Annotated in this window: 14 protein-coding genes; 8 read left to right on the top strand and 6 right to left on the bottom strand. The window is 63.0% G+C overall.

The annotated features are described in order from the left end of the window. Window positions 1-108: 108 nt before the first annotated feature. The 4 genes from BI347_RS17875 to BI347_RS17860 are packed head-to-tail and all read right to left on the bottom strand — an operon-like array spanning window position 109 to window position 4,783. The gene (locus BI347_RS17875; protein ID WP_071113286.1) at window positions 109-660 is read right to left on the bottom strand and encodes a cob(I)yrinic acid a,c-diamide adenosyltransferase; all 552 of its coding nucleotides are present in this window, start codon (window positions 658-660) and stop codon (window positions 109-111) included. After that, the gene (locus BI347_RS17870) at window positions 653-2,806 is read right to left on the bottom strand and encodes a hypothetical protein (protein WP_071116613.1); all 2,154 of its coding nucleotides are present in this window, start codon (window positions 2,804-2,806) and stop codon (window positions 653-655) included. Before BI347_RS17870 ends, BI347_RS17875 begins: the two co-directional genes overlap by 8 nt. After that, on the bottom strand, window positions 2,803-3,231 hold the full coding sequence (locus tag BI347_RS17865; RefSeq protein WP_071116612.1) for a DNA polymerase III subunit chi: 429 nt from the start codon (window positions 3,229-3,231) through the stop codon (window positions 2,803-2,805). The genes BI347_RS17870 and BI347_RS17865 overlap by 4 nt, the downstream gene beginning before the upstream one ends. Continuing rightward, a complete protein-coding gene (locus BI347_RS17860; protein ID WP_071113265.1) occupies window positions 3,218-4,783 on the bottom strand; it encodes a leucyl aminopeptidase in 1,566 nt (521 codons plus the stop codon). Before BI347_RS17860 ends, BI347_RS17865 begins: the two co-directional genes overlap by 14 nt. Window positions 4,784-4,980: 197 nt before the next feature. Here BI347_RS17860 and lptF point away from each other — a divergent pair, with 197 nt between their 5' ends. From lptF to BI347_RS17830, 7 genes are all read left to right on the top strand, one after another. Next, window positions 4,981-6,081, top strand: coding sequence for an LPS export ABC transporter permease LptF (gene lptF / locus BI347_RS17855; protein WP_071113266.1), 1,101 nt, complete (start codon window positions 4,981-4,983; stop codon window positions 6,079-6,081). A 12-nt stretch (window positions 6,082-6,093) separates the two neighbouring features. Next, entirely contained in the window at window positions 6,094-7,170 is a 1,077-nt protein-coding gene (gene lptG / locus BI347_RS17850; protein WP_071113267.1) for an LPS export ABC transporter permease LptG, read from the top strand. 1 nt (window position 7,171) lies between these two features. After that, entirely contained in the window at window positions 7,172-9,742 is a 2,571-nt protein-coding gene (locus BI347_RS17845) for a [protein-PII] uridylyltransferase (protein WP_071116611.1), read from the top strand. 65 nt (window positions 9,743-9,807) lie between these two features. After that, on the top strand, window positions 9,808-10,374 hold the full coding sequence (locus tag BI347_RS17840; RefSeq protein ID WP_071116610.1) for a GNAT family N-acetyltransferase: 567 nt from the start codon (window positions 9,808-9,810) through the stop codon (window positions 10,372-10,374). Window positions 10,375-10,390: 16 nt separating this feature from the next. Beyond that, window positions 10,391-10,606 carry an alpha/beta fold hydrolase gene (locus tag BI347_RS24400; protein ID WP_204378096.1) on the top strand — a complete coding sequence of 72 codons (216 nt, stop codon included), beginning with the start codon at window positions 10,391-10,393 and terminating at the stop codon, window positions 10,604-10,606. Between the two features lie 51 nt (window positions 10,607-10,657). Then, window positions 10,658-11,152, top strand: a complete 495-nt coding sequence (locus tag BI347_RS24395; RefSeq protein ID WP_204378095.1) for an alpha/beta fold hydrolase — start codon at window positions 10,658-10,660, stop codon at window positions 11,150-11,152. Between the two features lie 133 nt (window positions 11,153-11,285). Next, entirely contained in the window at window positions 11,286-11,774 is a 489-nt protein-coding gene (locus tag BI347_RS17830; RefSeq protein WP_071113270.1) for a MaoC family dehydratase, read from the top strand. Window positions 11,775-11,922: 148 nt separating this feature from the next. On the opposite strand, the gene BI347_RS17825 is transcribed toward BI347_RS17830, so the two are convergent. Further along, window positions 11,923-12,873 carry a GMP reductase gene (locus tag BI347_RS17825; protein WP_071116609.1) on the bottom strand — a complete coding sequence of 317 codons (951 nt, stop codon included), beginning with the start codon at window positions 12,871-12,873 and terminating at the stop codon, window positions 11,923-11,925. 178 nt (window positions 12,874-13,051) lie between these two features. Further along, entirely contained in the window at window positions 13,052-13,699 is a 648-nt protein-coding gene (locus tag BI347_RS17820) for a ParA family protein (RefSeq protein WP_071113272.1), read from the bottom strand. A gap of 147 nt (window positions 13,700-13,846) precedes the next feature. Here BI347_RS17820 and BI347_RS17815 point away from each other — a divergent pair, with 147 nt between their 5' ends. Then, window positions 13,847-14,506 carry an HAD family hydrolase gene (locus tag BI347_RS17815; protein WP_071113273.1) on the top strand — a complete coding sequence of 220 codons (660 nt, stop codon included), beginning with the start codon at window positions 13,847-13,849 and terminating at the stop codon, window positions 14,504-14,506. Window positions 14,507-14,508: the final 2 nt, after the last annotated feature.

Here is a 14,508-nt window from a genome sequence, read left to right as displayed (position 1 = left end):
AGTTTATCTGACTACGCTTGGTATCCGAAATTCGCAGTCAACCTCAATCAAAAGGGAGAGGCGATAACTGCCCCTCCCTTTCGAAAATCCCCGCCAAACGCGTACGGCTTACTTCTTGCGCCCTGCCTGCCACAGCACGTCCGGCACTCCGCCCTGACGATTCAGATAGCGCGCCAGCACAAACAGGAAGTCCGACAGGCGATTGAGGTAGCGGCGCAAGGCGTCAGAGATACCCTCCTCCCCCGCCAGCGTCACCACCGCCCGCTCCGCGCGCCGGCAAACCGAGCGCGCCTGATGCGCCAGCGCGGCGCTACGCAAACCGCCAGGCAGAATGAATTCGCGCAACGGTCCTAACTCTTCGTTCATAAAAGCCACCAGGCTTTCCAGCGCCTGGACATGGGAGTCGGAAATGGCCTGGTAGCCGGGTACGGCCAGCTCCGATCCCAGATCGAACAGATCATGCTGAACCTCCAGCAGCCACTGCGCCAACGGTTCTGGAAGCGCTTCCGCCAACAACACGCCCATCACCGAGTTCAACTCGTCCACATCGCCCAAAGCCTGGATGCGGGCGCTATTCTTGGCCACGCGGCTGCCATCGCCCAATCCGGTGCTGCCATCGTCTCCGGTGCGGGTGACGATATTCGACAATCTGTCAGCCATGCCCATCCTCATCCTTCCTGGACGAACCAACATCGTCCAAAGCCTGACGCAGGCTTTCCTTCAGCGCGTCGCCAAACAACATTTCGTAGTCTTCCTTCAACTGATGCATCATCCCGGACAACATCTGCTTGGCCTGAACCTCCACCGCCTCCTGCAACCATAGCGACAGCTCCACTTTCATCCGCGGCAGCATCTGCTCGTACAGGGAGTTGAACAACGCCTGCTCGTCGAATGGGGAAGCCGCGCCCTGGATACGGCCTACGCTGCCGGCCGCCGCCATCGAAGCGATCTTCACCACCGAAACCGGGCCGGCATCCATGGAAGCGGCAGATTGCAGCGGCTGCTCTATCGCGGCAAGCGGCTCAAAGGCCCCATGCATGGACGCCGCCTTATTGCCCAACAAGCCTGACAAGGCCGGTAGATCCTCTTCCCCGGCGTGGCCGTCCAAAACACTCGGAACATGCTCAGGCGGCACCGGCGCGGATAATGCCGGCGCCATTGGCTGCTCAAGCGTTTCCTCTGCCTCAGGCGGCACAGCCACGGCTTGCGGAACCGTTTGATCCTCAAGCTCGACAACCGCATTTTCTGTCGTCAGGCTGGCAAAATCCTCCGATTCCGATACAGACTGAAGTTCGGCGGCGTCCGATACCGGCAGCTCCGCATCCATAACCGGGATGCCCGCCAACTCCAGCTCAATGGTCTGAACAGCCTGTTGCGGCTCAATCGCGGGCTCGAGCTCGGACAATGCGGCGGCATCTTCCGCCATTTGGCGGTCAAACTCTGCCAACTCCGGCGCAAGCTCAGGCTCGACAATCTCCAGCACCGGCAGCTCGTCATCCACAACCGGAATGTCCACAGACTCGGGATGGGCGGCCTCAGCGGCCAATTTCGGCTCAATCTCGGATTCGAACCCGACGGCATCTCCCGCCATCTGACCGTCAAACTCCGCCGACTCCGGCGCAAGCTCAGGCTCGACAACCTCCAGCACCGGCAGCTCGTCATCCACAACCGGAATATCCACAGCCTCGGGATGGGCGGCCTCGGCGGCCAATTTCGGTTCAATCTCGGATTCGGACCCGACGGCATCTCCCGCCATTTTGCGGTCAAACTCCGCCAACTCCGGCGCAAGCTCAGGCTCAACAACCTCCAGCACCGGCAGCTCGTCATCCACAAGCGGAACGTCCGCGATCTCCGGCCGGGCCGCTAGTTGCGACTCAATCGCAGGCTCGACCCCGGCAACCTCAGGCACTGGCAACGCATCATCCAAAACCGGAACGCCGGGCTCAAGCGGCAGATCGGCCTCGGCCTTCCATTGCCCCTGCTCCAACGATGGCGCTTCCGGTTTGGGCAGCGTGGACAGCCACCCCAGCCCGCTGTCAGCCGGCTCGGGTTCGCGGCCGACGCCGCCGCCCAGCACACCGCTGGGCAGGCTATCGATAGAGATGGAGGTAAAAACCGGAGGGGGCGGAGCAACTGGAACATTGGTCCGCTCCGGCAAACGCTCATCGGTCGACAGCGCAACCTGATCCAGAGCCATGGGCTCGGCAAGGGCGGATTCCGGCGCCTGCGAGGCCGCCACCACCACGTCTTCCCAGCTCAGATCCGACGATTCCGCCTGGGCGACAGCCGGCAACGCCGGCGCGTCGACAGGCTCGACCACCGGCTGCTTAACCTCCGCCGCGACAGAGCCTGCGACCGCCTCTTCATCAGCAGACGCTTGCGCCATGGCCATCAGCGCCGCCAACCCATCCTGATCGGACTCCGGCTCGGGCTGGACCGGTTCGCGCGGCTGCAGCACAAAATCCAGCCCGCCGGCCGGCTCCGCCAACAGATCGGCATCCGCCAATTCCAGCGAAGGCAAGGCGCTGATGAAGTCGAGCTCCGCAGTCGATGCGGGACCGGCCTCCTGCTCGCCGTCCAGCAGATCGGCCAGCGTCAGTTCCGGTATCTCCAGTTCAGCCTCGTCATCCAGCTCGGCGGCCAGCACATCCAGTTCGGAAGAAAAGTCGAACTCGGGAATTTCCACCGCCGCGGCCGGCTCTTCTTCCGCCAGAACAGGCACGGCGGGCTCTTCCACCACATCGGTCAGAATCGGTAGATTCAGACCCATCCAGTCATCGTCGTTGGCTTTCGGCGACTCAGTCATGATGGCGTTTGACTCATGTCGTGATGTTCGATCGCGCAGCCATGCTCACGGTAGGCACGGAAACGCTCGCGGGCGGTTGCCAGCGAGGCCGGATCCCGTCCCACGATCTCAAGAATGCGCTCAAACCGTTCAATTGCATAGGGCAGCTCCGGCCCCAGATTCAGCAGCACCGGGTGCGCCAGATCGTCCGGCAGGCGGGCGGTCAGCCAGACTGGCGTCACCCCCGCCTCCGCGGCCTCCAGCCGGCAATGCGGCACGAAACGGGTATCGCCGTGGCTCCACAAGCGGTTGCTGAACACTTCGACGCTGCGTTCGCTATCCAGCCAGATCAGCAACCGTTCCCGCTTGCGCTGCACCGTATCCGCCAATCTGCAGGCAAAAGCCTGCGGATCGGCGACGTTGGTGTAAAAATCAATCCTGGTCATCTTCTACCACTTCAGGCGTCTCGCGACGCGGCCGGCCTCGGCGCACCACATTGCCCAGCGCGATATCGGCGCGATCCTGCAGAAACTGCACCAGCAGAGGCACCGGACGCGCGGTGGCGCCCTTGTCCTTGCCACCCTTCCAGGCGGTGCCGGCGATATCCAGGTGCGCCCAGTCGTAGGCCTTGGCGAAGCGCGACAGGAAGCATGCGGCGGTGATGCTGCCGCCCGGCCGACCGCCGATATTGGCCATGTCGGCAAACGGGCTCTTCAACAGTTCCTGGTATTCGTCCCACAGCGGCATATGCCAGGCGCGGTCGGCCACCTCCTCGCCGGCGGCCAAGAGCTCACGCGCCAAGCTGTCCTGGTTGCTGTAGAGGCCGGTGGCGATATGGCCCAGCGCGATCACGCAAGCGCCGGTCAGAGTGGCGACGTCGATCACGGTGGACGGACTGAAGCGCTCGGCGTAAGTCAGCGCGTCGCACAGGATCAGGCGGCCTTCGGCGTCGGTATTCAGCACTTCGATGGTCTGGCCGGACATCGAGGTGACGATGTCGCCCGGCTTCACCGCGTTGCCGTTGGGCATGTTCTCGCAGGCCGGCACGATGGCGATGATATTAAGCGGCAGGTTCATTTCCACCGCGGCGCGGAAGGCGCCCAGCACGGTGGCGGCGCCGCACATGTCGTACTTCATCTCGTCCATGCCCTCGCCCGGCTTCAGCGAGATGCCGCCGGAGTCGAAGGTGATACCCTTGCCCACCAACACGATTGGCTTGTCGTTCTTGTCCTTGGCGCCCTGGTGCTTCAGCACGATCAGGCGGGCCTCTTCCACGCTGCCCTTGGCCACCGACAGGAAGGAATGCATGCCCAGCTCGGCGATTTCCTTCGGCCCCAGCACTTCAGCCGCGGAGCCGAAGGCCTGCGCCACCCGGAGCGCTTCCTCGCCCAGATAGGTCGGCGTGCAGACGTTCGGCGGCAGATTGCCCAAATCCTTGGCCAGCCTCATGCCGTTGCCGATGGCCAGGCCGCGCTGCAGGCCCTTTTCGCCATCCGCGAGGTCGCTGCGGCGCGGCACCGCCAGCGTCAGCTTGCGCGGCTCGCGCACCGGTTCGTCCGACTTGCTCTTGAAGCGGTCAAAGCGGTACAGCACATCCAGAGTCACTACGGCGGCCTGTTCTATCATCCACTCGACATCATGTTTCTTGACAGTCAATTCGGACAGGTAGCTGACGGCCTCGCCGGCGGAAGTCTGGGTCAGCGCCTTGATCGAGCTGCGCACCGCCTCGCGGTATTCCTTGGCGCGGAAATCGCGCTCCTTGCCCAATCCCACCAGCATCACGCGGTCGCACAGCGTATGCGGGACCGAATGCAGCACCAGCGTGCTGCCCAGTTTGCCCTCCATATCGCCATGGCGGATCACATCGCTGATGAAGCCGTTGGAGATGCGATCAAGCAGGTCGGCGGCAAAGGTCAGCTTGCGCGATTCGTACACGCCTACGATCACGCAGGCCACGCGCTGCTTCTCCGGGCTGCCGCTTTTTATGTTAAATTCCATAAGTACTCCGCTGTAGAACGAGTGTCAGTTGCTCCACCTTAATGACGGCCGTCTAAGCTCGGGGAAGACGGGCGTTCAAGCCGCCGGTGAACGCAGGATTGTTGTAATGGTCCAAATTTGCCGGAAATGGCGCTTCAGAATTGTCTCATCGAATTATCACAATGCTTTTCATAAAAAGTCAAAAAGGCACTGAATAAATGGTTTTTCAAAAAAGCCTGACACGCGAATTGACTTTCACCGCGCTAGGTGTATTCGTCGTGTTGCTGGCCATCATCGTCTCCACTCAGGCAATCAACCTGCTGGGCCGCGCAGCGGAAGGCCAGATCGCCAACGAGGCGGTCACCGCGCTGATCGGCTTCTGGACGCTGGGCTTTTTCCCGGTGCTGATGATTCTTACCGTCTTCGTCAGCGTACTGGTGGTGCTCACCCGCAGCTGGCGCGATCATGAAATGGTAGTATGGCTGTCTTCCGGCCTGTCGCTGCGCGACTGGATCTGGCCAATCATGCGCTTTACCCTGCCGCTGGCGGTGCTGATCGCCGGCGTCACGCTGTTCGTCGGGCCCTGGGCCGACCAGCGCAGCCAGGATTACGCGGAAATCATCAAACGTCGGGAAGAGATCTCCGCCATCTCGCCTGGCGTGTTCAAGGAATCCGCCTCCTCCACCAAGGTTTACTTCATTGAAAATTATTCCGGCCTGCACAGCGCCGCCACCAATATTTTCATGCAGGACATGACCGACGGCAAAGTCAGCACCGTTTTCGCCAAGCATGGCTATATTTCCACCAAGCCGGACGGCGAACGGGTATTGGTGCTGGAAGACGGCCAGCGCTATGTCGGCGACCCCGGCAAAGCCGATTACCAGGTCAGCGAATTCAAACGCTATACCGCCAGCATAGGCGAAGGCCAGGCGATCACCGGGCCGGCCAGCAACCGCCAGTCCATTCCCAGCCGCCAGTTGCTGGGCAACAGCAATCCGGAATACCAGGCCGAGCTGGCGTGGCGGCTGTCGATGCCGATCAGTTGCATCATCCTGGCGCTGCTGGCGCTGCCGCTGTCCTACTACAACCCGCGCAGCGGCCATACCTACAACCTGCTGTTTGCGCTGTTGGCGTTCTTCATTTATCAAAACGGGCTGACTGTCGCTCGCAACTGGATCACGCAAGGCAAAACCGGCATATGGGCGGTGGCGGTGGTCCATTTGCTGATGCTGTTGCTGGCGGTGTTGCTGCTCAAGCACCGCGACCGGCCACAAGTTCCGTTTGGCCAGTCGCTGGGCCAGATGCTCGGTAAAAACTGACAGACCTTTCCGATGAAACTCATCCACCGCTACATCGTCAGCACGCTGACCCAGTCCACCCTGTTCACCCTGCTGGCCCTGCTGGGCCTGTACGGTTTTTTCGACCTGCTGGGCGAAGTGCCCAATCTGGGCACCGGCACCTACACCGTCAGAGTGATGGCCGGCTACGTGGCGCTGCTGGTGCCGGGCCACGCCTATGAGCTGATGCCGCTGGCGGTATTGATAGGCGGCATGGTGGCGATGACCCAGCTGGCCAGCTCCAGCGAATACACGGTGATCCGCACCTCCGGCGTCACCCTGAAGCAGATTGCCGCCACCCTGCTCAAATTCGGCCTGGGCTTCGCCGTGCTCACCATCCTGATGGGCGAATTCGCCGCGCCCTGGGCGATGCAGGAGGCGGAACGCATGAAGCTGTCGGCCACCCACTCTATGGTGGCTCAGGAATTCCGCTCCGGCATCTGGGTGAAAGACAATCAAAACTTCATCAACGTGCACGAGATGCTGCCGGACAACACCCTGCTAGGCGTGCGCATCTACACCTACGACCAGGACTTCAAGCTGGTGCGCACCCGGCTGGCCGAAAAAGGCACCTTCCTCAAGAACGAGCGCAGCTGGCAGCTGGAAAACGTCAAGGAAACCGAGCTGTCCCGCGACCACACCTCCAGTAGCACCTATCCGCTGCTGAAATGGAAGTCCATCGTCGAACCGGAAATCCTATCGGTGCTGCTGGTGGTGCCGGAGCAGATGTCGGCGCTCAACCTGCTGACCTACATCGAGCACCTGAAGAAAAACAAGCAACAGACGCAGCGTTATGAAATCGCGCTGTGGAGCAAGCTGTTCTACCCGCTGGCCTGCATTTCGATGGCGCTGGTGGCGCTGGCCTTCACCCCGCAGCAGCGCCGCCACGGCCAGCTGGGCATCAAGCTGTTCGCCGGCATCTGCCTGGGCGTCAGCTTCCACTTCATCAACCGACTGTTCGGCCACCTGGGCCTGCTGTACGACTGGAACGCCATCCTGTCGGCCACCCTGCCCACGCTGAGCTTCCTGCTGGCCGGCATCGCCATCATCGCCCGACAGGAAAGGCGCTGACATGACGCTTGCGGCCACGGCTCTTCCGCACTGGCGGCAGACGCTGGCCAACAAGCGCCAGCAACTGGCAGATCGCTATCGCTCCAGCCGCGATCCGCAGGCCTACCTGCGGCATTACAGCCAGGCGGTAGACGAGGTGCTGGCCGAGTTGTGGCGCGAGCAGGGGCTGGATGAAGCCGCCAGCCTGGTGGCGGTGGGCGGCTACGGCCGCGGCCAGCTGTTTCCCGGCTCCGACATCGACATCCTGATCCTGCTGCCCGACCCCACCCCCGGCGAAGTTGCCGACAAAGTCAGCCACTTCATCGGCCTGATGTGGGACATCGGCCTGGAAATCGGCCACAGCGTGCGCACCGCGAACGAATGCCTGAACGAGGCGCGCGGCGACATCACCATCGAAACCAATCTGCTGGAAAACCGCCTGCTGGCCGGCCCGGTCCAACCCTGGCAGTTACTGATGCAAAAGCTGGAGGCCCAACGCGACCCGCTGGCCTTCTTCGAAGGCAAGACGCTGGAACAGCAGCAGCGCCACACCCGCCACTTCGGCGTCAGCAACAACCTGGAGCCAAACCTCAAGGAAAGCCCGGGCGGGCTGCGCGACCTGCACACCATCCTGTGGATCAGCAAGGCGACCGGCCTGGGCGACAACTGGGACGCGCTAGTGCGGCGCGGCATCCTCACCCTGGCCGAAGCCCGGCTGATCAAGCACAGCGAAGACCAGTTGCAGAAGCTGCGCATCGACCTGCACCTGTTGGCCAAACGCCGCGAAGACCGGCTGATTTTCGACTTGCAGCAGCAGGTGGCCCAGGCCTGGGGCCTACACGACACCCCGGCCAAGCGCGCCAGCGAACAGCTGATGCAACTGTACTTCCGCGCCGCCAAGACGGTGAACCAGCTCAATGGCATCCTGCTGCCCAATCTGCGCGGCCGCATCTACAGCCAAGTGCCGCGCGTCACCCAGCACATCAGCGGCTATTTCCATTCGGTCAACGGGATGCTGGGCATACGCGAGGCCAATGTGTTCGACAAGCATCCGCAGGCGGTGCTGGAAGCCTTCCTCACGCTGCAACGGCACCCGGAGCTGTCCGGTTTCGCGCCGCGCATGCTCAGGGCGCTATGGCACGCCCGCAGCCAGATCAACGAACGCTTCCGCCAGGACGCCCGCAACCGCCAGACCTTCATGCAGATCTTCCGCGAACCGGCGGGCCTCACCCGCACGCTGCGGCGCATGAACCTGTACGGCATCCTGGGACAATACCTGCCCAACTTCGGCCAGATCGTCGGCCAGATGCAGCACGACCTGTTCCACGTCTACACCGTGGACGAACACATCCTGATGGTGGTGCGCAACCTGCGACGATTCGCCATCAGCGCCTACAACCACGAATACCCGTTCCTGTCGCGGCTGATAGGCGATTTCGAGCAGCCGGAAGTGCTGTATCTGGCCGGCCTGTTCCACGACATCGCCAAGGGCCGCGGCGGCGACCACTCGCAACTGGGCATGGCCGACGCCGAGGCCTTCTGCCGCCAGCACGGGCTGTCGGAAGAAAACAGCCAGCTGGTGAGCTGGCTGGTGGGCCAGCACCTCACAATGTCCAGCACCGCTCAGAAGCAGGACATCTACGATCCGGAAACGGTGCAGCGCTTCGCCGAACGGGTGCAAACCCCGCGCCGGCTGGCCGCGCTCTACCTGCTGACGGTGGCCGACATCCGCGGCACCAGCCCCAAGATCTGGAACGCCTGGAAAGCCAAGCTGCTGGAAGACCTGTATCACGCCACGCTCAGGGCGCTGTCGCGCGGCGGCGAAACCGACATCAACTCCGAGCTGGAGGCGCGCAAGAGCCAGGCACGCGCCCAGCTGCGCCTGCACGCGATACCCGACGGCGCCGAAGCCGGCTTGTGGGCGCAACTGGACACGGTGTACTTCCTGCGCCACGAGGCCAAGGAGATCGCCTGGCACGCCCGCGTGCTCAACCGCCAGCTGACCCCGGCGCAACCGATGGTGCGGGCGCGGCTGGCCGACGACCACGAAGGCATCCAGGTGCTGATCTATTCGCCGGACAAGCCGGAGCTGTTCGCCCGCGCCTGCGCCTTTTTCGGCCGCACCAACTACAGCATCGCCGATGCCAAGGTCTACACCACCCGCCACGGCTACGCGCTGGACACCTTCCATGTCTTCGTCCCGGAGCACCACGACGGCGACTACCGCGACATGATCAACTTCATCGAGTTCGAACTGGCCGCCAGCCTGGCGGAAGACAAGCCGCTGCAATTGCCGCCGCAGGGCCGCATCAGCCGCCATCTCAAGCACTTCCCCATCACGCCGCAGGTATCGGTGCGGCCGGACGACCGCGACAGCGCCTTCGTGCTGTCCATCGTCGCCGGCGACCGCCCGGGCCTGCTGGCCCGCATCGCCAAGGTGCTGGCCGATTACCGGCTCGACGTGCAGTCGGCCAAGATCATGACCCTGGGCAGCCGCGCCGAGGACTCCTTCCTGATTTCCGGCCCGGCACTGAAGGACGACAAGACCGTGCTGGCGCTGGAAACCGCGCTGATCGCCGCTTTGCGGCTGTAAAAATCCAGTTTGAATATTTCGTGTCAGTCGGTATTATTGCATTGCACAATGCAAAAGACATGACAATGAGCGACATCCTGCTGGACATCCCCGATCAAATCGAAAGCCGACGACTCATCATCCGCAGCCCGCTGCCCGGCGATGGCGCAGTCGTCCATGCCGGCGTGGTAGCCACGCTGGAGCAGTTGCGCGCCTGGCCGGCCTCTTTGCCCTGGGCCATGTTCGAACCTTCGCTTGAAGCCTCGGAAACCTTCTGCCGCCAAAGCCGGATCGACTTCCTGGCGCGCAAGGGGCTGCCCATGCTGCTGTTTCTGAAGGAAGGCGGCCACTTCGCCGGCGCCTGCGGCCTGCACGATCTCGACTGGAAGCACAAGCGGGCGGAAATCGGCTACTGGTGCCACCGCGAATGGCAGGGCCAGGGCCTGATAGGCGAAGCCGTGCAGACCCTCTGCGATTTCTCCCAACACCAGCTAGGGCTGCGGCGCATCGCCTGCCTGGCCGATGAGCAAAACCTGGCCAGCCGCCGCGTCGCCGAGCGCGCCGGCTTCCGGCTGGAAGGCATCCTGCGCAACGAGCGCATCGCACCGGACAACAGCCTGCGCGACACCGCCCTATACGCACGAACCAACTGAATCCTGAAATTTGACGATGAAATCGCACCCGCTCGCCCAACCCGCCGCCTATCTGCGCTATCACGACATCCCCGGCCAGGGCGCGCCGCTAGTCATGCTGCACGGCATAGGTTGCGCGTCCTCCTTCGACTACCCACGCCTGCTAGCCGAAACCGGGCTGGCAGGCCGCCGCGCTTTGCTTGTCGATCTGCTGGGCCACGGTTTCAGTGACAAGCCGGAAGATTTCAGCTAAACCCCGCGCGCCCAGGCGCAAGCGCTGGCGCAATGGCTGGAGGCGCTGGACTTGCGCGGCTTCGAGCTGTTCGCCCATAGCATGGGCGGCAGCGTCGCTATCGAGCTGGCCACCTTGCTATCGGACCGCATCCGTCATCTAGTATTGGCCGAACCGAATCTGGACAATGGCGGCGGCACTTACAGCCGCGCGCTGGCCGCCTGGAGCGAGGCCGACTATATCGCCCGCGGCCATCGGGAAACGATTCAAGCTTTTGGCGTGGACAGCCCCAACTGGGCCGGCAGCATGGCGGTCGCATCGCCATTGGCTGTGCATAGAGCGGCCAAAGGCTTGATCCAGGGCAGCTCGATTAGCTGGCGCGAACAATTGCTGGCGCTGACCATGCCGCGCTGCATTATCTTCGGCGAAAACTCGCTCCCCGACCCGGACACCGAATGGCTGCCGCGACATGGCATCGCCACTCGCATCGTCGCCAATGCCGGCCACTCGCTGCTCTGGGACAATCCCGCCGGACTGGCGGCGGCCATCGCCGGCGCCCTGGCCTGAGGCGCATAGGGAGGCGCATAGGGATGCGCATAGCAAACCGCTCCGGCCACCGGCACGGACCATCCCGTTTTGACCAAGCCGGGCGCTGGCGCTATGCTGCAACTCTTGGCATTACGTTAACGTAAGTTCAGACATGATCTACTTTGAAGACTTGCAGTCCGGCCAACGCTTTTTCAGCCCGACCCACACCCTGGAGAAGGAAGAGATCATCGCCTTCGCCCGTCAATTCGACCCGCAACCGTTCCATACCGACTCGGAAGCGGCGAAAGACACCTTCTTCAACGGATTGGCCGCCAGCGGCTGGCATACCAGCAGCCTGAGCATGCGGCTGGTGGGAGGGTCGGAGCTTGGCCAGGCCGCCAACGGCCTGATAGGCATGCAGATAGACAAGATGCGCTGGCCTCAGCCTTCGCGCCCCGGCGACACCCTGCAAGTGGAAGTGGAAATCCTGGAGAAGCGCCGCTCCGCCAGCCAACCCGGCTTCGGCGTGGTGAAAGCGCGCTGGCTCACCCGCAATCAACGCGGCGAAACTGCGATGCAACTGGAGTGCGCGCTGTGGCTGCAGTGCCGCGACAATCAGGATCTGCCCGAGGTGGAAGCACCGCCGGCCGATACCCAGTAAACAGGCGTTCGGTGCGGCCTAAGTCCCTCCAAATCCAGCGGCTTGGCGGCGGCCTAATCTTGCCGACGGTCACTCGCCGCCATCCGGATAACTTCCGCCCCGGCGATAGCGGACGGCAAGCCCGACAACCGCCGCGGCCCGCGCGGGCTTAGCGGTTGACCTGGATCATCTCCACGTCACGCAGCGCGGCCAGAGTGCGGCCGCCGGCGTAGCTGATCGACGACTGCAGGTCCTCCTGCAGCTCGCGCAGCAGCTTGGGAATGCTGCCCTTGTACTCCACCAGGATCTTCTTGCCTTCCACGTTGACGTAGGCGCCCTTGTTGAACTGCGAGGCGCTGCCGAAGTATTCCTTGTAGTGCTTGCCGTTGATCTCCACGATCTCTCCGGCCGACTCGTCATAACCGGCGAACAGCGAGCCGGCCATGATCATGGCGGCGCCGCACACCATGGCCTTGGCCATGTCGCCGTGCTCGACGATGCCGCCGTCGGCGATCACCGGAATCTTCACCGCGCCGACACAGTCTTTCACGGTGGAGATCATCGGACGGTGGAAGCCGGTTTTGTTCTTGGTGATACAGACGCGGCCGCCGGCTATGCCGGCCTTGATCGCGTCGCAGCCCCAGCTTTCCAGGTCGCGCGCGGCATCCGCGGTGGCGACGTTGCCTCCGATCAGGAAAGTTTCCGGGAAGTGGCGCTTGATGTGCTTGATCATGCGCTCCGCCTTCACGCACCAGGCGTTGGCGACATCCAGCGTCATGTATCCGGGCGATAGGCCTGCGGCCTTGAGGGCGTCCAGTTGCTGATAGGTGTCGTCGTTGACGCCCACGCTGATGGAGGCGAACAGGCCCTTGCCCTGCATGTCGGCGGTGAAGGCCACCGCGTCGACGTTGAAGCGGTGCATGGTATAGAACCAGCCCTGGCGGGCGAAGAACTCGCAGGTTTCGGCCGACACCACCGACTTCATATTTGACGGATAGATAGGCATGGCGAAACGGCGCGGGCCGAATTGCACGCCGGTGTCGCATTCCTTGCGGCTGTCGACAACGGTTTTCTTCGGCACCAGGTATACGTCGCCGTAGTTGAGTTCGGTCTTGATCATGCGTGTGCTCCCAAAACAGGTATGGATGAAAAAACAGGGGCCCCAAACAAAGACGGGAGCCCTATAGGCTCCCATTTGCACTTTCCCCTGCGACGCCTGTCTCGGCTCGCACGCAGTTACGAAGTGAAATTACGCCGCTTGATCCTTGGCGTCAAGTGTTTCGAAGTAAAAATATTTGCTATTTATCGCACCAGGCCTGCGGATCCTCGCCCAGCCAGCGCAGAATCGGCAACCAGGCTTCGCGCTCACGCGCGGTGCGCGAGGCCGGCAAATCAAACAGCGACATCCCGGCCGACGCGGCCTGCACGTAAAGCTGGGTGTCGCGCAGCCAGCTCAGCACCGGCACGTCGTGGCGCGCCAGAAAATGCTCCAGCTCGCGCGCCGAACGGGTACGCGGGTCCACCCGCATCCCCACCACCGCCATAAAGGCCTTCTGCTTGCGGATGGCCTTCTCCTCAAGCATCTGTTCGAAAAAGGCCTCGCTGGCCCACATGTCGAACGGCGAAGGCTGGATGGGAACAATCACATGCCCTACCTGCGACAACAGCGAAGTCAGCTTCTTGCCGTGCAGACTGGCCGGGCTGTCCAGCACCACCACCTCGGTGCCCTTGGGCGGACGCTTGGGCTCGTTAGGCGCCACTTCCCAGCCGGCGATGCCCGGCAGGCCGGCGGCGCGCTGCGCCAGCCAGTGCAGGGAGGTCTGCTGGCGATCGACGTCTCCCAACATCACCTTCTTGCCGCGGGAGGCGAAATAGGCGGCCAGATTGGTTGCCAGCGTGGATTTGCCGCTGCCCCCCTTGGGATTGGCTATCAGTACCGACTGCACATCTTCCTCCGCTGTCTGCTGAACCTTGCCACTATACCAGAGCGATGACCGCCGCCGCTGCCAAATGACAGCCGGCCCGCCTCGACAAGCCGGCCGGCTTGGCCGCACAATCGACGCAAAAGGATCAATCCGAGCAAGGGAAACACGATGCCACGCAGTTTCGACGCGCTGCTGTTCGACATGGACGGCCTGATGCTGGATACCGAGCGCATTTCCAACGAGACCTGGCGCCGCGCCGGCGCCGAACTGGGAATCGCGATCGAGGACGACATGCTGATGGCGATGGTGGGGATGTCGATGCCGCGCTGCGTGCGCTTTGTCGCCGAATACCTGGGCGATGCGCGGCAGGCCGATCTATTGCAGCAGGGATCGCACCGCCATTACTCGCATATGCTGCAGCACGAGGATATCCCGCTGAAAACCGGCATTCTGGAATTGCTGGGCTGGGTGCGCGAACAGGGCATTCCGCGCGCGGTGGCCACCTCGACCCGGCGCCAGATAGCCGATCTGAAGCTGGCGCGCAGCGGACTGGACGATTTTTTCCAGATCACCGTCGCCGGCGACGAGGTGGAACACACTAAGCCGGCGCCGGACGTCTATCTGGAAGTGTCAGCCCGGCTGAGGGTGGATCCTGGGCGCTGCCTGGTGCTGGAAGACTCCAGCTTCGGCCTGCAGGCCGGGGTCGCCGCCGGCGCCAGGGTGATCTTGGTGCCGGACCTGCTCACGCCCAGCGCCGAGGACCGCGCCAGCGCGCTGGCGGTATGCCGCGACCTGCATCAGGCGCTGCAGCTGATCCGCAGCCTGTAGCC

The sequence above is a fragment of the Chromobacterium sphagni genome (genome assembly GCF_001855575.1).
In the GTDB taxonomy this organism is placed as follows: Bacteria; Pseudomonadota; Gammaproteobacteria; order Burkholderiales; family Chromobacteriaceae; genus Chromobacterium; species Chromobacterium sphagni.
Note: the sequence above shows the minus strand (reverse complement) of the source record. Positions and strands in the feature narration are given on the sequence as shown.